The 22,724-nt window shown below is 67.5% G+C and carries 17 protein-coding genes; 11 read left to right on the forward strand and 6 right to left on the reverse strand.

Annotation, left to right across the window (positions count from 1 at the left end; translation table 11 throughout):
* Positions 1-160 precede the first annotated feature (160 nt).
* Complete coding sequence (locus tag ABE546_RS08045) at positions 161-1,042, forward strand: AraC family transcriptional regulator (protein WP_313219716.1); 882 nt, start codon at positions 161-163, stop codon at positions 1,040-1,042.
* Positions 1,043-1,048: 6 nt separating this feature from the next.
* On the opposite strand, the gene ybaL is transcribed toward ABE546_RS08045, so the two are convergent.
* Together ybaL and ABE546_RS08055 are read right to left on the reverse strand one after the other, a co-directional pair.
* Complete coding sequence (gene ybaL, locus ABE546_RS08050) at positions 1,049-2,752, reverse strand: YbaL family putative K(+) efflux transporter (protein WP_088433889.1); 1,704 nt, start codon at positions 2,750-2,752, stop codon at positions 1,049-1,051.
* 242 nt (positions 2,753-2,994) lie between these two features.
* A complete protein-coding gene (locus ABE546_RS08055) occupies positions 2,995-5,388 on the reverse strand; it encodes a TonB-dependent receptor (RefSeq protein WP_313212519.1) in 2,394 nt (797 codons plus the stop codon).
* Between the two features lie 343 nt (positions 5,389-5,731).
* Between ABE546_RS08055 and ABE546_RS08060 the strand changes: the two genes are divergently transcribed.
* Complete coding sequence (locus ABE546_RS08060) at positions 5,732-7,594, forward strand: ABC-F family ATP-binding cassette domain-containing protein (RefSeq protein ID WP_346463202.1); 1,863 nt, start codon at positions 5,732-5,734, stop codon at positions 7,592-7,594.
* A 39-nt stretch (positions 7,595-7,633) separates the two neighbouring features.
* On the opposite strand, the gene ABE546_RS08065 is transcribed toward ABE546_RS08060, so the two are convergent.
* Entirely contained in the window at positions 7,634-8,533 is a 900-nt protein-coding gene (locus tag ABE546_RS08065; protein WP_346463204.1) for a LysR family transcriptional regulator, read from the reverse strand.
* A 204-nt stretch (positions 8,534-8,737) separates the two neighbouring features.
* Here ABE546_RS08065 and blaL2 point away from each other — a divergent pair, with 204 nt between their 5' ends.
* Entirely contained in the window at positions 8,738-9,640 is a 903-nt protein-coding gene (blaL2, locus tag ABE546_RS08070; protein WP_346463206.1) for a L2 family extended-spectrum class A beta-lactamase, read from the forward strand.
* Positions 9,641-9,845: 205 nt separating this feature from the next.
* On the opposite strand, the gene ggpS is transcribed toward blaL2, so the two are convergent.
* Together ggpS and ABE546_RS08080 are read right to left on the reverse strand one after the other, a co-directional pair.
* On the reverse strand, positions 9,846-12,092 hold the full coding sequence (gene ggpS, locus ABE546_RS08075; RefSeq protein ID WP_346463311.1) for a glucosylglycerol-phosphate synthase: 2,247 nt from the start codon (positions 12,090-12,092) through the stop codon (positions 9,846-9,848).
* A gap of 62 nt (positions 12,093-12,154) precedes the next feature.
* The gene (locus ABE546_RS08080; protein ID WP_313212515.1) at positions 12,155-13,423 is read right to left on the reverse strand and encodes an MFS transporter; all 1,269 of its coding nucleotides are present in this window, start codon (positions 13,421-13,423) and stop codon (positions 12,155-12,157) included.
* A gap of 162 nt (positions 13,424-13,585) precedes the next feature.
* Between ABE546_RS08080 and ABE546_RS08085 the strand changes: the two genes are divergently transcribed.
* Positions 13,586-14,221, forward strand: coding sequence for a hypothetical protein (locus tag ABE546_RS08085; RefSeq protein WP_313219719.1), 636 nt, complete (start codon positions 13,586-13,588; stop codon positions 14,219-14,221).
* A gap of 82 nt (positions 14,222-14,303) precedes the next feature.
* Here the strand turns inward: ABE546_RS08085 and ABE546_RS08090 are convergent, their stop codons facing one another.
* Complete coding sequence (locus ABE546_RS08090) at positions 14,304-15,260, reverse strand: DUF3011 domain-containing protein (RefSeq protein ID WP_346463207.1); 957 nt, start codon at positions 15,258-15,260, stop codon at positions 14,304-14,306.
* A gap of 171 nt (positions 15,261-15,431) precedes the next feature.
* Here ABE546_RS08090 and aspS point away from each other — a divergent pair, with 171 nt between their 5' ends.
* The 7 genes from aspS to ABE546_RS08125 all read left to right on the forward strand — a co-directional run bounded on the left by aspS (position 15,432) and on the right by ABE546_RS08125 (position 22,681).
* Complete coding sequence (gene aspS, locus ABE546_RS08095; protein ID WP_346463208.1) at positions 15,432-17,189, forward strand: aspartate--tRNA ligase; 1,758 nt, start codon at positions 15,432-15,434, stop codon at positions 17,187-17,189.
* Positions 17,190-17,360: 171 nt separating this feature from the next.
* On the forward strand, positions 17,361-17,894 hold the full coding sequence (locus ABE546_RS08100) for a GNAT family N-acetyltransferase (RefSeq protein WP_313210403.1): 534 nt from the start codon (positions 17,361-17,363) through the stop codon (positions 17,892-17,894).
* A 109-nt stretch (positions 17,895-18,003) separates the two neighbouring features.
* On the forward strand, positions 18,004-18,636 hold the full coding sequence (locus ABE546_RS08105; RefSeq protein WP_313219722.1) for an alpha/beta fold hydrolase: 633 nt from the start codon (positions 18,004-18,006) through the stop codon (positions 18,634-18,636).
* An 83-nt stretch (positions 18,637-18,719) separates the two neighbouring features.
* A complete protein-coding gene (locus ABE546_RS08110) occupies positions 18,720-19,451 on the forward strand; it encodes a YebC/PmpR family DNA-binding transcriptional regulator (protein WP_313210407.1) in 732 nt (243 codons plus the stop codon).
* Positions 19,452-19,580: 129 nt separating this feature from the next.
* On the forward strand, positions 19,581-20,102 hold the full coding sequence (gene ruvC / locus ABE546_RS08115; protein ID WP_121039160.1) for a crossover junction endodeoxyribonuclease RuvC: 522 nt from the start codon (positions 19,581-19,583) through the stop codon (positions 20,100-20,102).
* Positions 20,103-20,112: 10 nt separating this feature from the next.
* Positions 20,113-20,703: a Holliday junction branch migration protein RuvA gene (ruvA, locus tag ABE546_RS08120; RefSeq protein WP_313210410.1), complete on the forward strand. Its 591-nt coding sequence runs from the start codon at positions 20,113-20,115 to the stop codon at positions 20,701-20,703.
* A 127-nt stretch (positions 20,704-20,830) separates the two neighbouring features.
* Positions 20,831-22,681, forward strand: coding sequence for a potassium transporter Kup (locus ABE546_RS08125; protein ID WP_313210516.1), 1,851 nt, complete (start codon positions 20,831-20,833; stop codon positions 22,679-22,681).
* The last annotated feature ends 43 nt before the right edge of the window (positions 22,682-22,724 follow it).

Raw genomic sequence — 22,724 nt, forward strand, 5'->3', positions numbered from 1 at the left:
ATGCGTGGCTGCGCGGCGCCGGAAGAAGACGCAGCCACGCATGGCGTGGCTCTACCGGCAGGGTTAGGATCGGCTGACGATCCCCCAACTGCGCAAGATCGGCCACGCGCAGGGGCGCCGCACGGCGCACGCTGAGCGTCACCTCGAGAGGGAGCCCGCCATGCACCGCATTGCCCAGGTCCGCCAGCGCCACGGTATCGATCGTGTCATCGCCCATCTGCAGGCGTGCCTGCGCGCTGGCGATCCCTTGCCCGATCTGGAGGCACTGGCCGCGATCGCGCACCAGTCGCCGTTCCACTTCCATCGCCTGTACCGTGCGCTGACCGGTGAAACGCCCGGACGTACCGTGGCGCGCCTGCGCTTGCTGCAGGCGCTGACGCTGCTCGGCCAGGCCGAGAGCCGGGTGACCGAGGTCGCCTTGAACGTCGGCTATGAAAGCCCGCAGGCGCTGGCCCGTGCCTGTCGCCAGGCGCTGGATGCCACGCCGAGCACGTTGCGTGAGGATGCCGGGCTGCGCAGCCACTGGCAGCAGCGGCTGTCGCTGCCGGCGGGCGATCACGCGGACGGGACGGTGCCGTTGCAGGTCACGGTGACCACGCTGGAACCCTTCGATGTGGTGGCGCTGCGCAGGGAAGGGGCCTTCGATGATCTGGATCAGGCCTTCGGCGCGATCTTCACCTGGGCCGCCGAGCAGGGCTGGGCCGAACAGCTGCAGCAGTTGATCGGCATCGCGCGGACGGACCACCGCGACGCGCCGGCGCAGGAATGCGTGTTCGATTGCGCCATGGGCTTCGGGCGCCCACCGCAGGCGCTCCCGGCCCCGCTGCGTGCGCTGACGCTGGGTGGTGGCACGCATGCCGTGCTGCGCCATGTGGGCAGCTACGCGGGCCTGGAAGCGGCCACTGACGCCCTGCTACGCGACTGGCTGCCCGACAGTGGCCACGCCCTGCGCGAGGCGGAGCTGTACTACCACTACCTGGATGATCCGGAAGAAGTGCCCGAGGCCATCCTCCGCGCGGATATCTGCGTGCCGGTCGCGTAGCGGCCCTCAGACCACCGGGATGCTGTGCTGCTGGCCCATCGTGCGGTACGGCGGGGTGGACATCACCATCTCGGCCAGCGAGTAGGCCAGTTCGCGCTCGGCCATCACCGTGCCATCGGCACCGTGGGCGAGCAGGTGCTTCACCTCGGCATCGCTGTGTGCACGCGCCAGCAGGGTCAGGCCGGGGTTGAGCGCGCGCAGCTTGGCCAGCGTTTCACCGGCTTCCAGCGGCTGCGGGATCGCCAGCACGGCGATCTTGGCGCGCTCGGGATGGGCTTCGGCCAGTACGCGGTCGGAGGCGGCACTGCCGCGGATACCGGGCAAGCCGGCCGCGTGCGCTTCGGCGACGTGTTCCTTGTTGTCATCGATGATCATCACCGGCACCCCCCGGTCGCGCAGCACCTGCGCCAGCGCGCTGCCGACGCGGCCGTAGCCGATCACGATGGCATGGTCATGCAGGTCCAGCGATGGGCCCGGCGGCAATTCCGTCTCCACCGTGGTGGGGGCGGTTTCCTGATGCTTCAGCAGCCAGCGGTCGAGCAGGCCGAACACCAGCGGGTTGAGCATGATCGAGATCAGCGCACCGGCCAGCACCAGCGCCTGACCGGTGGGCGGCAGGATCCCCAGGGTCACGCCGAGCCCGGCGATGATGAAGGCGAATTCGCCGATCTGCGCCAGGCTGGCGGAAATCGTCAGCGCGGTACCGGTCGGATGGCCGAACGCGCGCACGATCACGAACGCAGCAGCCGATTTGCCGAACATGATGATCGCCGCCGTGGCCAGGACCTGCCACGGATGCTCGATCAGGATGGCCGGGTTGAACAGCATGCCGACCGAGACGAAGAACAGCACCGCGAACGCATCGCGCAGCGGCAGCGAATCATTGGCCGCCTTGTGGCTCAGTTCGGATTCGTTGAGCAGCATGCCGGCGAAGAACGCGCCGAGTGCGAACGACACGCCGAACAGCATCGCCGAGCCGAACGCCACGCCCAGTGCGATGGCCAGCACGGCCAGGGTGAACAGCTCGCGCGAACCGGTGCCGGCGATGCGCTCCAGGATCCACGGAATCACCCGGCGCCCGACCACCAGCATCACCGCCACGAACAGGCCCAGCTGCACGAAGGTCCAGCCGATGCTGGCCAGCACGCTGCCGACGGTATGGGTTTCATTGGCCGCATCGGGCCCGAACACGCCGGCCAGGACCGGCATCATCACCAGCGCCAGGACGCAGGCCAGGTCTTCCACGATCAGCCAGCCGATGGCGATCTTGCCGCGCGTGGTTTCCAGCAGGCGCCGTTCTTCCATCGCGCGCAGCAGCACCACGGTACTGGCGGTGGCCAGCGAGAAACCGAACACCACGCCATAGATCACCGGCCAGCCCATCAACGCCGCCAGGCCCCAGCCGAGCAGGGTGGCGACCAGGATCTGGCCGATCGCACCCGGGATGGCGATCGCTTTGACCTCCATCAGGTCTTTGAGCGAGAAATGCAGGCCGACGCCGAACATCAGCAGCATCACCCCGATCTCGGCCAGCTGGTTGGCCAGTGCCTGGTCGGCGACGAAGCCGGGGGTGAACGGACCTACGCAGATGCCTGCAATCAGATAACCGACCAGGGGAGACAAACGCAGCTTGTTGGCCAGCGCGCCGAAAATGAAGGCGAGCCCAAGGCCAACGGCAACGATGTTGATCAGGTCGGTGTCATGGTGCATCGGGGCTCGCAAAGAGGGGGGGTACCCCGATTTTCACCGATGCGGCCGGTCCGGGCAAACATCGATGGCCGCAATGCTGCTATGTCCCCGTGGTCAGGTCATGTGCTGTCCGGGACAGCCCGTGCGTTGAACGGTGAATGCGCGGAATCGCGGTTTCCTGCGGCCAAAACGCCCATGCCCCGGCGAACCGGGGCATGGGGTTTATCAGGCGGTTGCCGGCCAGCGGCCGGCACTACCTTGGGTTACCACTTGTAGGTCACGCGGCCATAGACGTACGCACCGTTGAACCCGTACGGCGAGTAGTTGCTGTACGGCAGCATGCCCCAGGTGGAGTTCTGCAGGTCCACGGTGCGGTCCGGATATTCGTCCAGGATGTTGTCCGCGCCCAGGGTCAGGGTCCAGTTCTCGCTCGGCTTGTAGCTGGCCGAGGCATCGAGCACCCACGAGGCGTCGTAGGTCTGGTCGCGCAGGGCGGTGGCCGAGTTGCGCACGGTGAACGAGCCGTAGCGGGTGGCGGCCAGGTTCAGGTCCCACCGGTCCGAGCGCCAGGTGCCGCTGAGGATGGTCTTGTCGCGCGGGTAGCTGTCTTCGATGCGGCCGATCTCATCGCGGCCGATCAGCGACTGGGTGATGCCCAGCGTGCCGAACACCGGCGGCGAGGCGATGAACTTCTTCACCTCGGTCTCGTTGTAGCTGTAGGCCGCGGTCAGCTCCAGCGAGCTGGCGGCGAACGGGATCGTGTAACTGGAGACCGCATCCACGCCGCGGGTGCGGGTGTCCACGCCGTTGGTGAAGTAGGAGAACGCGGTGACGCCCGGCAGGCCCAGGTTGGCCAGCAGCGCGTTGGCGGCGTCATTGGTGGTGATGTTGGTCGACAGGACGATGCGGTCGTCGATGTCGATCTGGTACGCATCCACGGTCAGGTACAGGCGATCCACCGGCTGCAGCACCAGGCCCAGGCTGTAGGAGGTCGAGCTTTCGGCCTTCAGCGGGCTGGCGCCCAGGGCCTGTGCGGCCGGGCTGGTGGTCGGGAAGGTGCCGCGTTCGACGAACACGCCGTTGATGATCGTGCTGGTCACCGCCTGGTAGCTCTGCTGGGCCAGCGAGGGCGCGCGGAAGCCGCTGGAGGCGGTGGCGCGCAGGGCGACCTTGTCGGTGAAGGCGTAGCGGGCGGAGAGCTTGCCGGAGAACTTGTCGCCGAAGTCCGAGTAATCCTCGTAGCGGCCGGTCACGCCGGCGGAGAACTTGTCGGTGAGGTCGGCTTCCAGGCCAGCGTAGACGGCGTAGTTGTCACGGTCGGCATCCACCGCGTTGAGCGGGGTGAAGCCGCCGAAGCCCTGCGCACCGCTGCCGGTGTAGGCGTTCAGTTCACCGGCTGACTGCTCCCACTTTTCCTTGCGGTACTCACCGCCGAAGGACAGCGTGACCGGGTAGGCCAGGCCCCAGTCCAGGGTCTTGGTCACATCGGCATTGACGATGTTCTGGGTGTACTCCAGCGCGCCGTCGTAGAACGAGCGCGGGCTGTTCACGCCGAGCGCGTAGTTGATGCTGTTGCGGGTGTGGAAATCGATCTTGTTGGCGCCGTAGTTGTAGCTGACGTCCCAGTTCCAGCCGCTGTCCGAGCCGCCCTTCACACCGGCGACCAGCGAACGGTCCTTGGAATACTGATTGATCTCAGGCACGAACCCGTCCGGGTAGGTCTGCGCCAGCAGCGCGCCCTGGTTGAGGTTGTTGCGCGAGCGGTAGAACGCGAACGAGGTGATGTCGCGGTTGCTGGCCATCGCCGTGGCATAGGCCGAGACGTGGTCGCTGAACTGGAAGCTGGCGTTGGCCGACGCGGCGGTCGCATCCACGCGCGGGTCACCGACCACGAAGGTGGTCTGGCCGATGTTGGGGAAGTTGCTCGTGTTCGGCACGGTGCCCTGGTACGGGCCGGCACGGTTGCTCTCGTCCTGCTGGACGATCTGGCCGGCCACATGCACGCTGCCGCGGCCGTCGGCGAAGCCGATCCCGGTATCGCCGGAGAGCTGGTACTTGTTGCCGTCACCGGCCGAGTACTGGCCGGCATCCAACGCCAGGCTGCCGCCGGAGGACGAGCCCTTGAGCACGATGTTGATCACGCCGGCGATGGCATCCGAGCCGTACTGCGCGGAGGCGCCGTCGCGCAGCACTTCCACGCGCTCGATCGAGGCGATCGGAATCGCGTTGATGTCCACTGCCGAGGAGCCACGGCCGATGCTGCCGTTGACGTTGATCTGCGCGGAGGTGTGGCGGCGCTTGCCGTTGACCAGCACCAGCACCTGGTCCGGGGAAAGGCCACGCAGCTGCGCCGGGCGGATGCCGCTGGTGCCATCGGTCAGCGCCGGGCGCGGGAAATTCAGCGAGGGCAGGGCGCGGGCCAGCGCGGTGGCCAGCTCGGTGGTGCCGGTGGACTGCAGCGCCTCGGGGGTGATGATGTCGATCGGCGATTGCGACTCGGCCACGGTGCGGTCGGCCACGCGGGTGCCGGTGACGATGATGGTGTCCAGGGTGTTGGCGGCCGTCCGGGCAGGCACGTCCTGGGCGGTGGCGGCGAAGCTGGACATACCGAGCGCGACAGCTACGGCGGCGGCGAGCGTACTGGTCTTGCGGTTCATCAGGATGTGGCTCCGGTAGTGGCGGTGCTGCACCAAAGCGACATCACGGCATCGAGGATCGGGTCTGCGAAGGCGGTGTTGCGGTGCGCAATAGACGGATTAACGGGATATTCATCGCTTGTCAAATGTAGGTCACGTTCGTAAAAAACGTTGCAGAAGCAACCATTTACGTGAGGCCGGGGATTTGACAGGGGGGTCCCGGGGTAGCGCGGGCAGGGTCGTGGGAGAGAGAAACGAGGCCTGCCGCGCATCCCGGGGCCCGTCAAGTATTCGTTAACGCTAGAATTACGTCGCAGGAAAGGTGCTCACGAGCACATTCCATTCCGTTATATGGACCCCCAAGATGATTTCCCTTCGTAACTTCGCCTTGCGCCGTGGCGAGCGGCTGCTGTTGTCCAACGTCGACCTGACCCTGCATGCGGGGTACCGCGTCGGCGTGGTCGGCCGCAATGGCGCCGGCAAGTCCAGCCTGTTCGCCGCCGTGAAGGGCGAGCTGGAGGCGGACAAGGGCGACGTCGATCTGCCCGGCAAGATCCGCATCGCCAGCGTGGCCCAGGAAACCCCGTCGCTGCCGGATCCGGCGCTGCAGTTCGTGCTGGAGGGCGACACCGAGGTGGCCGCCGTCATGCGTGAAGAGGCGGAAGCCGCGGCGCGTGAAGACTGGGAAGCGGTGGCCACCGCCCACCAGCGCATGGCCGAGATCGGTGCCTATGACGCCGAGGCGCGCGCCGGCAAGCTGCTGCACGGCCTGGGCTTCCCAGCCGAAACCCACTCGCGCGCGGTCTCCTCGTTCTCCGGCGGCTGGCGCGTGCGCCTGAACCTGGCGCGCGCGCTGATGATGCCCAGCGACCTGCTGCTGCTCGATGAACCGACCAACCACTTGGATCTGGACGCCGTGTTCTGGCTGGAACAGTGGCTGCTCAAGTACCCGGGCACCCTGCTGCTGATCTCGCATGACCGCGAGTTCCTGGACAACGTGGCCACCCACACCCTGCATCTGCACGGTGGCGGCGCCAAGCTGTACGTCGGCGGCTATACCGATTTCGAGCGCCAGCGCGCCGAACAGCTGCGCCAGCAGCAGCTCGCCCACGACAAGGAACAGGCCGAGCGCGCGCATCTGCAGAGCTTCATCGATCGCTTCAAGGCGCAGGCCAGCAAGGCCGCGCAGGCACAGAGCCGCATGAAGCGCCTGGCCAAGCTGGCCGGTACCGAAGCGGTGCGTGCCGAGCGCGAGTTCCGCATCGAGTTCGCGCCGCCGGCCAAACTGCCGTTCTCGCTGATCCGCCTGAACCATGTCGAGGCCGGTTACGGCGCCGATTCGGTGATCCTGCACAACGTGGGCTTTGGCCTGGAGGCTGGCCAGCGCATCGGTCTGCTCGGCCCGAACGGTGCCGGTAAGACCACCCTGGTGAAGACCCTGGTGGGCGAACTGGACCCGATCAGCGGCGAGCGCGCCGCGCATCCGGACCTGCGCATCGGGTACTTCGCCCAGCACACGGTGGAGTCGCTGCATGAAGGGCAGTCGCCGATGGAGCACTTCCGCGACCTGGCCCCGGATGCACCGAACCAGTCCTTCCGCGATTTCCTCGGCAAGTGGAACTTCGCCGGCGACCGCGCGTTTGAACCGGTGGACGGCTTCTCCGGTGGCGAACGTGCGCGCCTGGCCCTGGCACTGATCGCCTACCAGCAGCCGAACGTGCTGCTGCTCGACGAACCGACCAACCACTTGGATCTGGAAATGCGCGAAGCGCTGGCCGAAGCACTGGCCGACTTCGAGGGCGCGATCGTGATGGTCTCGCATGACCGCCATCTGATCGGTCTGGTCTGCGACACGTTCTGGCGTGTGGCCGATGGCGTGGTCGAACCGTTCGACGGCGATCTGGATGCCTACGCGGCGTGGCTGCGTTCGCGTCCGGCCGCGCAGGGCACCAAGCAGAAGATGGCCGCGGCGGCCCCGGAGCCGGTGCCGCCGACGCCGCCGCTGCCGCTGCCGCCGAAGAAGCCGGTCAATCCCCACAAACTGGCTGCCGCCGAAGCCAAGGTGGGCGAACTGGAGGCGCTGCTGGCCGACCTGGACCGCGAGCTGGCCAACCCGGCCAACTACGCCGATGCGACCCGCATGGCAGTCCTCGGCCGCGATCGTGAAGCCACCGCGACCCTGCTCAGCAAGGCCGAGCAGACGTGGATGGAATTGCTGGACGCGTAAACGGCATGCCGACCACCGGTCGGCATCTCCCTGGCACCCTCAGGCAACCGGTAGGTGCCGACCGTTGGTCGGCACATCGTCCTGCGCCTCCAGCCATTCCCGGAACCGCCGCGCCGCGTCGCTCTCGGCGCGCGAGCGCAGCCGCGTCAACCAATACCTGCCCAGATCCAGGGTCTGCGCGAAGGGTTGGATCAAGCGACCTTGGGCAAGATCCTGCTCGAACATCTTCAACGGCAACAGCGCCACGCCCGCACCTGCGGCGGCGGCACTGGCCAGCGTCAGGGACGAATCAAACACCGGCCCACGCGCGTCCAGTTCCGGCGCCCCAGCGGCCTGCAGCCAGCGTGGCCACTCGTCGCTGCGGTAGGAGCGCAACAACGCCACGTTGGCCAGATCGCGCGGTTGCCGCAGCGTACGTGCCAACGCAGGTGCACACAGCGGCGCAAACGGGGCATCCAGTACGGCGTCGCTGACCTGCCCCTGCCAGTCGCCATCACCGAACCGGATCGCCAGGTCCAGCCCTTCACCGGCCAGATCGATGCGGTTGTTGTGGGTCTGCAGGCGCAGCTCGATATCCGGATGGCGCGCGTTGAAATCCCCCAGGCGCGGCAGCAGCCAACCCGTGGCGAACGTGCCGACGACGCCCACGCTCAACACTTCGCGGAAATGCCCGCCGACGAACCGGTCCAGGCTGACCGCGATGCGGTCGAAGGCCTCGTTGAGCACCGGATACAGGCAGGCGCCTTCATCGGTCAGGGCGACCCCGCGCGGCAAGCGGGTGAAAAGCGACACGCCCAGCCGGTCCTCCAGTGCGCGGATCTGATGGCTCAGCGCGGCCTGGCTGACGCACAGCTCCAGGGCGGCGCGGGTGAAATTCTGGTGCCGTGCAGCGGCCTCGAAGGCGCGCAGGGCATTGAGCGGCAGCTGGGGGCGGAGCATGGGCGAGCCGTGAGCAGGGATGATGCATCTTCGCACTGAGGGGCTGCTGCGGCGAGCGACGTGCAGAGATGACGCTGTTTTCCGCGTCCATTCCCGGCAGGGGGATCAGAAGGTATGAGGTCAAGTAATGACTTCCGCTGAAAATCCTCGCTGGTGGAGGCGCGGCAACCTGCCAATACTCAGGCCTTCGCCAAGGAGAACCCCATGATCGCTCGACGACAGTTCCTGCAATGGACCGGCGCGGCCGCCGCGTCTGCATTGGCCGCCACCGCCTTCGCCAAGACGCCGCTGCCCTCGCCGCAACCGGCCGTCGCGGCGAAAGACTTCGCAGCGTTGGAAACAGCAAGCGGCGGGCGCCTCGGCGTGACCCTGCTCAATACCGGCACCGGCTGGCGTACCGGCAACCGCCAGGACGAACGTTTCCCGATGTGCAGCACCTTCAAGTTCGTGTTGTCCGCTGCGGTGCTGCACCTGGCCGACCAGGGCAGGCTCTCGCTGGACCAGCGCGTGCCCGTGCGCCAGCCGGACATGCTCTCGCATGCGCCGGTGACCACGCGGCACCTAGGCAAGGATCTCACCGTGCGCGACCTGTGCCGGGCGACCATGATCACCAGCGACAACCCCGCTGCGAACCTGCTGCTGGGCAAGGTGGGCGGGCCGGCCGGCGTGACCGCCTTCCTGCGGGCCAACGGTGATGCGGTGACCCGTAATGACCGGCTCGAGCCGGAGATGAACCGCTTCGCCCCCGGCGACCCGCGCGACACCACCAGCCCGGCGGCGATGGCGGCCAGCCTGCAGCGCTTCGTGCTCGGTGACGTACTCACGTCCGCCTCGAAACAGCAGCTGGCGGATTGGTTGATCGACAACGAAACCGGCGATGCGCGATTGCGCGCCGGGTTGTCCAAGGCGTGGCGGGTGGGTGACAAGACCGGCAGCAATGGCGAGGACACCACCAATGACATCGCCATTCTGTGGCCGCTCGCCGGCGGTGCACCGTGGGTGCTGACCAGCTACCTGCAGGGCGCGACGGTGGATGATGCCGGCCGTAACGACGTGCTGCGCCAGGTGGCGGTGATCGCCGAAGGCATCATCCAGCGCGCCGGGTAGGCGATGCCGCCCGGGAGGCACCGACCGTTGGTCGGCGCGCACAGGGTAGGCACCGACCGTTGGTCGGCGCGCACACGGTAGGCACCCACCGTTGTTCGGTGCGCACACGGTAGTGCCGGCCGCTGGCCGGCAACCCATGAAACCGGCACCGCCCGCAGCCGGCACCGCCTGGAGCCGGCCAGCGGCCGGCACTACCCGTACAGCGTCAGCCTTCGGCGTGGCTGTTGCGCACCGCATCCAGGAAATCCCGGCCCCAGCGATCCACGTCGTAATACTCCACGCTGCCAAACAGCTGGCGCATGCGCCCGGTGGCTTCATCGTCGGGCATCGACAAGGCCTGCAACAGGCCGGCGGTGAGATCGGCCGGGTCATGCGGATTGGTCAGCACCGCGCCCTTCAGCTCGGCCGCCGCACCGGCGAATTCGCTGAGCACCAGCACGCCGTTGCTGCCCTCGATGCCCTGCGTGGCCACGAACTCCTTGGACACCAGGTTCAAGCCATCGCGCAGCGGGGTGATCCACATCACCTGTGCGGCGGCGTAGTGCGCCACCACCTCTTCGAACGGCAATGCCTGGGCGAAGAACCGCACCGGGGTCCAGTCCAGCCGCGAGAAGCGCCCGTTGATCCGCCCCACCGCCTGCTCGATCTGGTTCTGCAGCGTGCGGTAGATGGTCATCTCGCGTGCGGCCGGTACGCAGATCATCAGCAGGGTGACCTTGCCCTGGCGATCCGGATGCTGCTCCAGCAACCGCTCGAACGCCTCCAGCTTGGCCAGCGTGCCCTTGGTGTAATCCAGGCGCTCCACTGACAGCACCAGCTTGCGCGCGCCGATCTCGCGGCGCAGCTTGAAGATGTCATTGCGCACGTCGCTGCGTGCGAGCACGTTGTGGATGCGGCGCAGATCGGTGCCGACCGGGTGCGCACCGAGGGCGACTTCGCGGTCGCCCACGCGCAGGCGCGTGGTCATCGTGTCCAGGCCCACTGCGCACCCGTAGGTGAGAAAACGCGGGGCGCAGCTTTCCCAGGCCAGACGCTCGGCCGGCATCGCGCCGCGCACGACGTCCACGAAGTTCTCCACCTGTCGCGGAATGTGGAAGCCGATGTAGTCGCAGCTGAGCAGGCTGCCGATGATCTCGCGGCGCCAGGGCACCACATTGAATACATCCGCCGACGGGAAGTAGGTGTGGTGGAAAAAGGCGATCTTCAGGTCCGGGCGCAGCTCGCGCAGCGTGGCCGGCACCATCCACAGGTTGTAGTCGTGGATCCACACGGTCGCGCCATGCGCGGCTTCGGCGGCGGTGGCCTCGGCGAACTTGCGGTTGACCTTCAGGAAGACTTGCCAGTCTTCTTCGCGGAATTTCGCGCGTTCCCAGAACACGTGCAGCATCGGCCAGAACGCTTCCTTGGAGAAGCGCTTGTAGAAGATGTCCACTTCCTGTTTGCTCAGCGGCACGCGCGCGGCGGTCAGGGTGGGGTAACGCTCGGCATCCACTGCCAGGTGGGTCTGGAACGGACCGCGCTTGGGCTCATCGATTCCCCAGGCGACCCAGGACCCCTTCTGGCCGCCTTCGAAGAAGCTCAGCAGCGAGGGGATGATGCCGTTGGGCGAGCGCGGCGGGCGCTGCACCAGCACGCCATCTTCCATCACTTCATCGAAGGGCAGGCGGTGATAGACCATCACCAGGTCGGCGCCATCGGCGCGCGCCTGCGGCGGTGGGCGCAGGAAGGGATCGTCATCGGCGAGCAGGCCGAAATGTTCGATCGCTTCGAGGATGCCGCCGCACCCCGGCGCCTGTGCATGGAAGGCGTGCTTCAGGTCGGCCGTCGCGGCGGTCAGCGCCGGCTCCGAATCGCCCACGCACACCCCGCGGAAACCGGAGGTGTACATCGACAGGTCATTGAGGGTGTCGCCGGCCACCAGGATGCGATCGCGCGGCAGTTCCAGCAGGCGCGCAAGCGCGGCCAGGGTGCGGCCCTTGTCGGTATCAGGCGGCAGGATGTCCAGATAGCGGTCGGCCGAATACAGCACATCGCAGCCCAGCGCCTGCGCGGCGGCCTGGATCTGCGAGCGCAGCGGCGCCAGCGTGTCGGGATCGCAGAAGTACGAGCAGCGGCGTTCCTGCGGCACGTCCTGGCGCTGCAGCGCGGTGAACGGACGCATCGCGGCGGCGACCACCTGCTCGCCCGGCCAGTGCGCGTCGATCATCGATTGCAGGGGCTGCATCGGCTGCAGGGTGTGGCCGTCGACGACGGTGGCACCGACATCGCAGACCACGTAATCCGGGCGCGGAATGGCCGGATCGGAGAGCAGGGGCATCACCGCTTCCAGGCCGCGGCCGGTGATGAAGATCAGGCGGATACCCGGGTGCTGGTCGACCAGCCGGTAGAGCCGATGACGCGCGGCGGGATCGCCGGCGAGGAAGGTGCCATCCAGATCGGTGGCGAGGATCAATTGCGGGGCCGGCGGCGCCGGCGGTGTACGGGTTGGAGTGAGGGAGGTCGGTGTCGAAACAGTCAATGCACTTCCTTATCGGAGTCAGAGGGGAGGGGGATATCGGGATCCGGCGGCGCGGTGTCGGTCTCGGGCATCAGTTCCAGCGCCGAGGGGGTAGTGCGCAGCATCAGCCGGAAGCCGACCGGATGCGTGCGCAGCCGCTGGAAGCTGAGCAGGCGCGCGGTGGTGAACAGCGCCAGCAGCATCAGCACCACCGCGAAGTACAGCGGCAGTGCAGGCGCGCCGAACTGCTGCATCGCCGCGCCCGCCAACGCGGGGCCGAGCGCGGCGCCCACGCCATGGACCAGCAGCAGGCTGGAGCAGCCCGAGAGCAGATCTTCGCGCGGCAGGTAATCGAGCATGTGCGCGACCGCGAAGGGATACAGCGCGAAGGCCAGCCCGCCATAGAAGAAAAACAGGCCGAACAGCAGATGGGTCTGCGCCTGGATCATCGGCAGCGAGGCCACCACGGCGATACCCGCCGCGGCCAGGCTCAGCGCGACCAGTCCGGTGCGGCGGTCATGCCCGTCGCTGATGTGACCCAATGGCCATTGCAGCAACGCGCCACCGGCGATGGCGGTCAGCATGAACATCGCGACGCCATTGCCGTCCAGGCCGACCTCGCCGGCGTAGACCGGCAGCAGGCCCCAGAATGCGCCCATCGCCAGGCCGGAGAGGCCGGCGGCAACCGTCGCCACCGGTGCCATCGCATACAGCCGCGCCAGTTTCAGGCGCGGCACCGAGGGAATCTCCGGCGGGCGCAGGCGCGTAGCGGTGACCGGCAACACTGCCGCGCAGACCAGGATCGCGGTAAGCATGAACATCGAGGTCGCGCCGGCGTCGCCAAGCATCAGCAGCACCTGGCCCAGGGCCAGTGCCGAGAGGTTGACCACCATGTAGAGCGAGAAAGCACGGCTGCGCAGGCGCGGGTCGGGCTCGGCGTTGAGCCAGCTCTCGATCACGGTGTAAAGGCCCACCAGCGCGATGCCGGTAAGGATGCGCAGCACGCCCCAACCCACGGGATTGATCCACAGAGGGTGCAGCAGCACCGCGATGGCGGCGAGGGCGGCAAAGAAGGCAAACGCACGGATATGGCCGATGCGGCCGATCAGCGAGGGGGCGAAGAAGGTGCCGATGAAAAAACCGGCGAAATAGCCGGACATCACCAACCCCAACGTGCCGGCACCGAAGCCGGCTTCACCACCGCGCACCGCCAGCAATGTGCCGAGCAGGCCGCTGCCGGTCAGCAGCAGCGCCACACCGGCGAGCAGGGCGGTCAGCCGCAACATGCGTGCGCCCTTCGTGGGGAAGAAGGCGAACAAGTCACGTGATTGACCATACCACAGCGGGTATGAAGCCCCTGTTGCAGCGCAGGCGATGGGTGCGCGTGCGTGACGATGCAGCGGGTCGTCCGGTTTGCGCTGGTCGTTCGCGCCCGTTAGGGTGGGGGCATGAATGTAGTCAAACTCCTTCCTTTCGCCGCTGCGCTGGCGATCACCGCGTGCAGCGGTTCGAACGACACGGTCGGCCATGATGTCTCGATGGCGCCGTCCGATGCGTTCATGTCTGCCGTGGCCGCGCACTGCGGCAAAGCGTTCGAAGGCCGCATCGCGGTCAACGAGCCCAAGACCGATGCGCCCGATCCTTTCGAGGGCAAACGGCTGGTGATGCACGTGCGTGGCTGCGAGGACCCGGCGCATGAGCTGCGGATTCCCTTCCATGTCGGTGATGACCATTCACGGACCTGGGTGCTCACCCGCACCGAGCATGGGCTGCGGCTCAAGCACGATCATCGCCACGAAGACGGCAGCCCGGATGCGGTCACGATGTACGGTGGCGACAGCAAGCCGCCAGGCACCGCGCAACGCCAGTCATTCCCGGTCGATTCGGACTCGGTGGCGATGTTCCGCAAGGCGGACATGCTCGCCTCGGTGCAGAACACCTGGGCAATGGAAGTGGAGCCGGACCAGCGCTTCGTCTACGAATTGACCCGCCCGGGCGGGCGCCACTTCCAGGTGGTGTTCGACCTGAGCAAGCCGGTGGCACTGCCGCCGGCGCCGTGGGGCAGTGAGACGCCCGCGCCGTAACGCAGCGCGGTAATGCCGGCCGCGGGCCGGCGTCACCGCGAGCGTGCCGACCAACGGTCGGCACCTACCACAAGGGGAACGCTCAGCGCGCCCCGAACCGGGCGCGGCACCCGCCGCTGACCCACAGGCTGCCATTGCTGTAGCCCCAGCTGCGGCCTTCCACGCAGGCCGTGCCCGACAACTGCTGCACCAGCGCCGGGCGACCCTGACGGGCATCCCAGGCACAGGTCTGCTGGCGCTTGTCGTTGCTGCTGCAGGTCACGCTGTAATTGCTGTTGCCGCCACCGCCCCCCCAGTTGCCGCCGCTGTTGCCACGCGCTTCGGCAAACTCGCCGCGGCAGCCGCGATTGACCCAGATTGCCCCATTGCGCACGCCCCAGGTCTGGCCCTCGACACACGCCGTACCGGAGATCTGGCGAACCAGGGTGGCGTTGCGCCAGCCGGTGTTGCAGGTGCGCTCGCGGTTGTCCTGGCTCTCGCAGCGGATCGTCGCGCCGGTGCCGCCGCCGCCCCAGTTGCCGCCATTGCCACGGCCCTCGACGAATTCGGCCCGGCAGCCGCCGCTGACCCAGACCGTCCCGTTGCGCGAGCCCCAGTTGCGGCCCTCGGTACAGGTCGTCCCGGAGATCTGGCGGGACAGCCGGGCACTGCGCCAGCCGGTATTGCAGACCCGCTCGCGGTTGTCCTGGCTTTCGCAGCGGACCGTGCCGGTGTTGCCGGGGCCGTTGCCGCCGCCATTCCAGCCACCCCCGTTGCCGTTGCCGTTGCCGCGCAGCGACGTGGCGATGTCCTGCTTGATGCGGGAGAAGTTCCAGCCCGAATTGACCTGGGCCAGGTAGAAGCGCAGCTGGTCATCCGGGATCCGGCGGCCATTGGACTGGTCGGCGTATTCCTGGGTGATGACCCGGCTGCGGTCGGAGGAGGACAGCTGCGACAGATTTTCCGGGGCATAGGCCCGGGTACTCATCTGGGCGTGCAGGGCCGGGGCCATACAGGCCAGGGCAAGGGTGAGGCAGACGGTGCTCAGACGGCGTTGCATGGCGACATCCCCGTGCGGTCGTTGGTGCGCGGACTATAGGAATGGCCCCGGTTCAGAGCGTGTGATGCCGGGCTGCAGCGCCCGGATTTGCCCCGCCGGGCTGGCGGCCGCAGAATAACGGGCTTTCCGGCGCAGCTTGGCGCCGGCACTCTCCTGCGGAGCTTTATCCCCATGCGTACCCACTTCTGTGGCCTGGTCGACGAGACCCTGATTGGCCAAACCGTAACCCTCGCCGGCTGGACCGACGTTGCCCGCAACCAGGGCGGCGTGGTCTTCATCGATCTGCGTGATCATGAAGGCATCGTGCAGGTGACGGTGGAAGTCGACAACGCCGCTGTATTCGCCGTGGCCGCCAGCCTGGGCTACGAAGACGTGCTGCAGGTGGAAGGCGTGGTGCGCGCGCGCCACGCGGCCAACGACAAGCTCCGCACCGGCAACGTGGAAGTGATCGCCACGGCCATCACCATCCTCAACAAGGCCGAGCCGCTGCCGTTCCACGCGCACGAGAACCCGGGCGAAGAAACCCGCCTGAAGTACCGTTACCTGGATCTGCGCCGCCCGGAAATGCAGCGCATGCAGCGCACCCGCATCAAGCTGGTGCAGGCCCTGCGCCGCCACCTGGACGCCACCGGCTTCCAGGACATCGAAACCCCGATCCTGACCAAGGCCACCCCGGAAGGCGCCCGCGACTTCCTGGTGCCGGCGCGCATGCACCCGGGCGAGTTCTACGCCCTGCCGCAGAGCCCGCAGCTGTTCAAGCAGATCCTGATGGTGGCCGGCTTCGACCGTTACTACCAGATCGCGCGCTGCTTCCGCGACGAGGCCCTGCGTGCCGATCGCCAGCTGGAATTCACCCAGCTGGACATGGAGTTCGCCTTCGTGCGCGAGCGCGACGTGCAGGACTTCGTGGAAACCATGATCCGCGCCATCTTCAAGGAAGTGGTCGATGTGGAGCTGGCCGCCAGCTTCCCGCGCATGACCTGGGCCGAAGCGATGCGTCGCTATGGCTCGGACAAGCCGGACCTGCGCATCGCGCTGGAGCTGGTGGACGTGGCCGAGCTGGTCAAGACCAGCGAGTTCCCGGTGTTCACCGCCGCCGCCAATGATGCCGACGGCCGCGTGGCCGCGCTGCGCATCCCCGGCGGTGCCACGCTGAGCCGCAAGCAGATCGACGAGTACGCCGCGCATGCCGCCAAGTACGGCGCCAAGGGCCTGGCCTACATCAAGATCAGCGAGAGCGGCGACGTCAGCTCGCCGATCGCCAAGTTCTTCAGCGACGAGGCTTTCGCCGCGCTGGTCGCCCAGGTGGGCGCCGGCAATGGCGACATCGTGTTCTTCGGCGCCGGTGGCTACAACAAGGTCTCCGACTTCATGGGCGCCCTGCGCCTGAAGGCCGGCAAGGACTTCAACCTGGTCGCCGCCGGCTGGGCACCGCTGTGGGTCACCGATTTCCCGATGTTCGAGTACGACGACGAAGCCCAGCGCTACGTCGCCCTGCATCACCCCTTCACCGCGCCGGCAGTGGATGACATCGCCGATCTGCGCGCCAATGCCAAGACCGCCGTATCGCGCGGCTATGACATGGTGCTCAACGGCAACGAGATCGGCGGTGGTTCGATCCGTATCCACCGCTCGGACATGCAGAGCGCGGTATTCGACCTGCTGGGCATCGGGGCCGAAGAGGCCGAGGGCAAGTTCGGCTTCCTGCTCGACGCGCTGCGTTTCGGCGCGCCGCCGCACGGTGGCATCGCCTTCGGTATCGACCGTATCGCCGCACTGATGGCCGGTACCGAGTCGATCCGCGACGTCATCCCGTTCCCGAAGACCACCGGCGCGCAGTGCCTGATGACCGGTGCCCCGTCGCCGATCCCGGACGAGCAGCTGGCTGAAGTGCACGTCCAGGTCCGTCCGCGCGCGGTCAAGGAATAAGCCGGCAAGCGCCGGCCATGGGCCGGGGTGGGGTGCGGCAGGTACCGGCCGGAGGTCGGTGCCGGGCCGCGGGTGGCGCCCGTGATGATCGAAAACGTTGATCGTCACGCGGCGCCATCGCCGCAGCGTTCAGGTAAATTGACGGCTCCCGCCGATGCCGATGCTCCCGCCGTGACCCCAGGCCGTTACACCATCCGCCGCGCCACCCCGGACGATGCCCAGACCCTGTCGGTGCTGGCCGCGCGTACCTTCGTGGAAACCTTCGGCCATCTGTACCCGCCCGAGGACCTGCAGGCCTTCCTCGACGAGGCCTACCCGGCGCAGCGCCAGCGCATCATCCTCGAACACCCTGATTACGCGGTCTGGCTGCTGGAGCTGGACGGTGTTGCCGTGGGCCACGCCGCAGCCGGCCCCTGTGGACTGCCGCATGCCGAGGTGCAGCCCGGCGATGGCGAGCTCAAGCGCCTGTACCTGATCAAGGACCAGCAGAGCTGTGGCTGGGGCAGTCGTCTGTTCGAAACCGCGCTGGCCTGGCTGGAACGCGAGGGCCCGCGCACGGTGTGGCTGGGGGTGTGGTCGGAAAACTTCGGTGCACAGCGCTTCTACGCCCGCTACGGCTTCAGCAAGGTCGGCACCTACGCGTTCCCGGTGGGCAAGGTGCTCGACCTGGAGTTCATCCTGCGCCGCCCGCCAACGGCCGCCTGAGCCGGATCCTGAAGGGCCGCGACGGCTTCACCTGCCGTTGTCCGGTCCATTCGTCTAATGACGCTGTTTCCTTCTGCAGGCGCCCCGCCCAACGGGCTAGGCTGACACCATGAATCCCCCTGTTTTACTGCTGCATGGCATCTGGAATGCGCGCGCGTGGGTCGGCCCGCTGGCCTGGCGTCTGCGTGCCCGTGGCTTCGCCGTGGATACCTTCGGGTACTCCAGCGTGTTCGGGGGCCCGGAGGTGGCGGTGCCGCAACTGCTGGAGCGGCTCAAGGACAGCGGCCCGGTCTCGCTGGTCGGGCACAGCCTGGGCGGACTGGTCGCGCTGGAGGCGCTGCGGCGCGCGCCGGACCTGCCGGTGTCGCGGGTGGTCTGCCTCGGCTCCCCGTTGCGTGGCAGTGTGACCGCGCGCTCGCTGAGCGATCACGGCTGGTCGCTGGCGCTGGGGCGCAGCTCGGAACTGCTGCTGGATGGCCTGCCGGCCTGGGAGGGCAGGGCGCAGGTCGGCCTGATCGCCGGCTCCGTCCCGCACGGGCTGGGCAGCCTGCTGGGCGCCTGTGGCGATGCCTCCGATGGCACCGTGGCGCTGGATGAGACGCAGTTGCCGGGCCTGGCCGACCACTGCGTGATCCCGGCCAGCCACAGCGGGCTGGTATTCTCGCCGGATGCCGCGCGCCAGACCGCCGCCTTCCTGCGCGATGGCCGGTTCCGCCGGGACGACGCGGCCCACGCCGCCTGATCGGGCCCGGCACTGACACGGGCAGGTCGGCGGATCAGGTAGAATTCGCGCCCTGTTCCTGACAGAAACACGAGAGTCACCCCATGGGTAGAGGCCCCTCCATCGAGAACCGCAAAAACGCGTCTGACGCGAAGCGCGGCAAGATTTTCACCAAGATCATCCGCGAGATCGGCGTTGCCGCGCGCGGCGGTGGAGGCGACCCCAACAACAACCCGCGCCTGCGGGTGGCCATGGACAAGGGCCTGTCGTCGAACATGTCCAAGGACGTGATCGAGCGCGCCATCAAGAAGGCGACCGGTGAGCTGGAAGGCGTCGAGTACGAAGAGATCCGCTACGAGGGCTATGCCCCCGGTGGCGTGGCCGTGATCGTGGACTGCCTGACCGACAACCGCGTGCGCACCGTGGCCGATGTCCGCCATGCGTTCAGCAAGTGCGGCGGCAACATGGGCACGGAAGGCTCGGTGTCGTTCATGTTCAAGCGCCTGGGCGTGCTGCACTTCGGCGCCGGTGCGGACGAAGAAGCCGTGACCGAGGCGGCGATCGAGGCCGGCGCGGACGACATCGTGGTCTACCCGGAAGACGGGGCGATCGACGTGGTCACCGCGGCCGACAGCTACCACGCTGTCAAGGATGCGATGGAGGCCGCCGGGTTCACCCCGGACCATGCTGAAATCACCTACCGCGCCGACAACGACATCAAGGTCGAAGGCGACACCGCTTTGCAGGTCAAGAAGCTGCTGGACATGCTCGAAGACCTGGACGATGTGCAGGACGTGTTCTCCAACGCCGAGCTCGGCGCGGACGCCTACGCCTGAGCAGGCGCTTCACCGGTCGCTTTGCGCGACCGGTGAGCGGACAATGCGGACCATGATGACTCCCGCCGTTCCCTGTTATCCCCGCCGCATGTGTCCCTTCCGGGCCACGGGCGGCCGTGTGCGTGCCGCATGACCCGCATTCTCGGCATCGACCCCGGTTCGCAGCGCACCGGGGTGGGCATCATTGATGTGGACGCCGCCGGCAAGGTGGTGCATGTGCATCACCTGCCGCTGGTGCTGCTGGGCGCGGATGACTTCCCGCAGCGGATGAAGCTGCTGGTGGTCGGCCTGACCGCCCTGGTCGAGGAATACCGCCCCGACGAAGTGGCCATCGAAAAGGTGTTCATGGCGCGCAACCCGGATTCGGCCTTGAAGCTGGGCCAGGCGCGCGGCGCCGCCATCTCGGCCGTGGTGATGCGCGACCTGCCGGTCAGCGAGTACGCCGCCACCGAGATCAAGCTGGCCGTGGTCGGCCGCGGTGGCGCGGAAAAACAACAGGTCCAACACATGGTCGGGCTCATGCTCAACCTGAAAACCAAGCTGCAGGCCGACGCTGCCGATGCGTTGGCCGTGGCGATCACCCACGCCCACGTCCGGGCGACGGCGTTGCGCCTGGGCGTCAATGCCCGCCAGGCCTGGAGCCGGAAATGAGGAACACTGCATGATTGGTCGTCTGCGCGGGATCGTGGCCTACAAGGCGCCGCCGTGGCTGATGGTGGACGTCAATGGCGTCGGCTATGAGCTGGAGGCGCCCATGAGCACCTTCTACGATCTGCCCGAGCTGGGCCGCGAGGTCACCCTGTTCACCCATTACGCGCAGAAGGAAGACAGCGTCTCGCTGTACGGTTTCCTGCGCGAGGGTGAGCGCCGCCTGTTCCGCGATGTGCAGAAGGTCAGCGGGATCGGCGCCAAGATCGCGTTGGCCGTGCTCTCCGGGGTCAGCGTGGACGAGTTCGCGCGCATGCTGCAGGCCGGTGACATCACCGCGCTGACCCGCATCCCGGGCATCGGCAAGAAGACCGCCGAGCGCATGGTGCTGGAGCTGCGCGACCGCGCGGCCCATTTCGGTGGCGGCGGCGCGCCGATCGCCGGTGCGGCACCGGCCACCGATCCGGTCTCCGAGGCGACCGTGGCCCTGCAGCAGCTGGGCTACAAGCCGACCGAGGCCGCGCGCATGGCGCGCGATGCCAATGCCGAGGGTGACGATGTCGCCACGGTGATCCGCAAGGCCCTGCAGGCGGCGCTGCGCTGAGCCGCGCGCCTGCCATTTCCTGACACCGACACCACCGACCGCGTCCGCCCGGAGCCTCATGTCCACCACTTCCCCCCAGCACAGCGACGGCCAGGCCCCGCACGGCCACGCGCCCGCGGCCGGCGGCATGGCGCTGATGATCGGCGCCATCGGCGTGGTGTTCGGCGACATCGGCACCAGCCCGCTGTACACGCTGAAAGAAGCGTTCTCCCCGCACTACGGTCTCAACAGCGACCATGACACCGTGCTGGGCGTGCTGTCGCTGGCGTTCTGGGCGCTGAACATCGTGGTGACGCTCAAGTACGTCACCATCATCATGCGCGCCGACAACGACGGCGAGGGCGGCATCATGGCGCTGATGGCGTTGACCCAGCGCACGCTGCGCAACGGGTCGCGCTCGGCCTATGTGGTCGGCATCCTCGGCATTTTCGGCGCCTCGCTGTTCTTCGGCGATGGCGTGATCACCCCGGCGATCTCCGTGCTGGGTGCGGTCGAGGGCCTGGAGGTCGCGGCCCCGGGCCTGCACAACTTCATCGTGCCGATCACCGTGGTGGTGCTGCTGGCGGTGTTCGCCGTGCAGCGCTTCGGCACGGCCAAGATCGGCAAGCTGTTCGGCCCGATCACCTCGATCTGGTTCATTTCGCTGGCGGCCATCGGCATCTGGAACATCGTCGATGCCCCCGAAGTACTCAAGGCCTTCAACCCGATGTGGGCGCTGCGCTTCTTCATGGAGCACGGCTGGCACGGCATCTTCATCCTCGGCGCGGTGGTGCTGGCGGTGACCGGCGGCGAAGCGCTGTACGCGGACATGGGCCACTTCGGCGCCAAGCCGATCCGCCATGCCTGGTACTACTTCGTGCTGCCATGCCTGGTGCTGAACTACCTGGGGCAGGGCGCCCTGGTGCTGAAGAACCCCGAAGCGGTCAAGAACCCGTTCTTCGAGGCGGTCCCGGAGTGGGGCCTGTACCCGATGATCGTGCTGGCCACGATGGCGGCGGTGATCGCCTCGCAGTCGGTGATCACCGGCGCATTCTCGGTCTCGCGCCAGGCCATGCAGCTGGGCTACATCCCGCGCATGCGCATTACCCATACCTCGCACGACACCATCGGCCAGATCTACATCCCGGGCATCAACTGGGGCATTGCGGTGATGGTGATCGGGCTGGTGCTGGCCTTCCGCAGCTCCTCCAATCTGGCGGTGGCCTACGGTATCTCGGTGTCGGCCACCATGCTGATCGATACCCTGCTGCTGGCGCTGGTCGCGCGCGCGCTGTGGCCGAAGGCACGCAACTGGATCCTGCCGCTGTGCGTGATCTTCTTCGTGATCGACCTGGGCTTCGTGATCGCCAACGGCGCCAAGCTGCTGCAGGGCGCGTGGTTCCCGGTGGTGCTGGGCATCGTGCTGTTCACCATGATGCGCACCTGGCGGCGTGGCCGCGAGCTGCTGCGCGATGAGATCCGCAAGGATGGCATCCGGATCGATACCTTCCTGCCGGGCCTGATGCTGGCTCCGCCGGTGCGGGTACCGGGCACCGCCGTGTTCCTGACCGCCGATCCCTCGGTGGCCCCGCACGCGCTGATGCACAACCTCAAGCACAACAAGGTGTTGCATGAGCGCAACGTGTTCCTGCACGTGGTGACCCTGCCGGTCCCGTACGCGCCCTCTGGCCAGCGCCTGAAGATCGAATCGGTGGGTGATGAGTTCTATCGGATCTACGTGCGCTTCGGCTTCATGGAGACCCCGGACGTGCCGCTGGCGCTGATGCGCTCGTGCGACCACGGCGGGATCTACTTCGACCCGATGGACACCACGTTCTTCGCCAGCCGCGAGACCATCGTGGCCACCGCCAACCGCGGCATGCCGATCTGGCGCGACAAACTGTTCGCGCTGATGCACCGGAACGCCGCGCCGGCGACCGGGTTCTTCCGGATTCCGGGTAATCGGCTCGTGGAGCTTGGGGCTCAGGTGGAGATTTAATCTCCACCTGCGCTGCCCACAGTTTGCGATGCAAACCGTGGGC

The sequence above is a fragment of the Stenotrophomonas sp. TWI377 genome (assembly GCF_039674525.1).
Lineage (GTDB): Bacteria > Pseudomonadota > Gammaproteobacteria > Xanthomonadales > Xanthomonadaceae > Stenotrophomonas.

Bases quoted from the DNA above. Each gene is read 5' to 3' on its own strand.
- ABE546_RS08045 (WP_313219716.1), top strand. From the start codon at position 161: ATGCACCGCATTGCCCAGGTCCGCCAGCGCCACGGTATCGATCGTGTC.
- ybaL (WP_088433889.1), bottom strand. From the start codon at position 2,752: ATGCACCATGACACCGACCTGATCAACATCGTTGCCGTTGGCCTTGGG.
- ABE546_RS08055 (WP_313212519.1), bottom strand. From the start codon at position 5,388: ATGAACCGCAAGACCAGTACGCTCGCCGCCGCCGTAGCTGTCGCGCTC.
- ABE546_RS08060 (WP_346463202.1), top strand. From the start codon at position 5,732: ATGATTTCCCTTCGTAACTTCGCCTTGCGCCGTGGCGAGCGGCTGCTG.
- ABE546_RS08065 (WP_346463204.1), bottom strand. From the start codon at position 8,533: ATGCTCCGCCCCCAGCTGCCGCTCAATGCCCTGCGCGCCTTCGAGGCC.
- blaL2 (WP_346463206.1), top strand. From the start codon at position 8,738: ATGATCGCTCGACGACAGTTCCTGCAATGGACCGGCGCGGCCGCCGCG.
- ABE546_RS08080 (WP_313212515.1), bottom strand. From the start codon at position 13,423: ATGTTGCGGCTGACCGCCCTGCTCGCCGGTGTGGCGCTGCTGCTGACC.
- ABE546_RS08085 (WP_313219719.1), top strand. From the start codon at position 13,586: ATGAATGTAGTCAAACTCCTTCCTTTCGCCGCTGCGCTGGCGATCACC.
- ABE546_RS08090 (WP_346463207.1), bottom strand. From the start codon at position 15,260: ATGCAACGCCGTCTGAGCACCGTCTGCCTCACCCTTGCCCTGGCCTGT.
- aspS (WP_346463208.1), top strand. From the start codon at position 15,432: ATGCGTACCCACTTCTGTGGCCTGGTCGACGAGACCCTGATTGGCCAA.
- ABE546_RS08105 (WP_313219722.1), top strand. From the start codon at position 18,004: ATGAATCCCCCTGTTTTACTGCTGCATGGCATCTGGAATGCGCGCGCG.
- ABE546_RS08110 (WP_313210407.1), top strand. From the start codon at position 18,720: ATGGGTAGAGGCCCCTCCATCGAGAACCGCAAAAACGCGTCTGACGCG.
- ruvC (WP_121039160.1), top strand. From the start codon at position 19,581: ATGACCCGCATTCTCGGCATCGACCCCGGTTCGCAGCGCACCGGGGTG.
- ruvA (WP_313210410.1), top strand. From the start codon at position 20,113: ATGATTGGTCGTCTGCGCGGGATCGTGGCCTACAAGGCGCCGCCGTGG.
- ABE546_RS08125 (WP_313210516.1), top strand. From the start codon at position 20,831: ATGGCGCTGATGATCGGCGCCATCGGCGTGGTGTTCGGCGACATCGGC.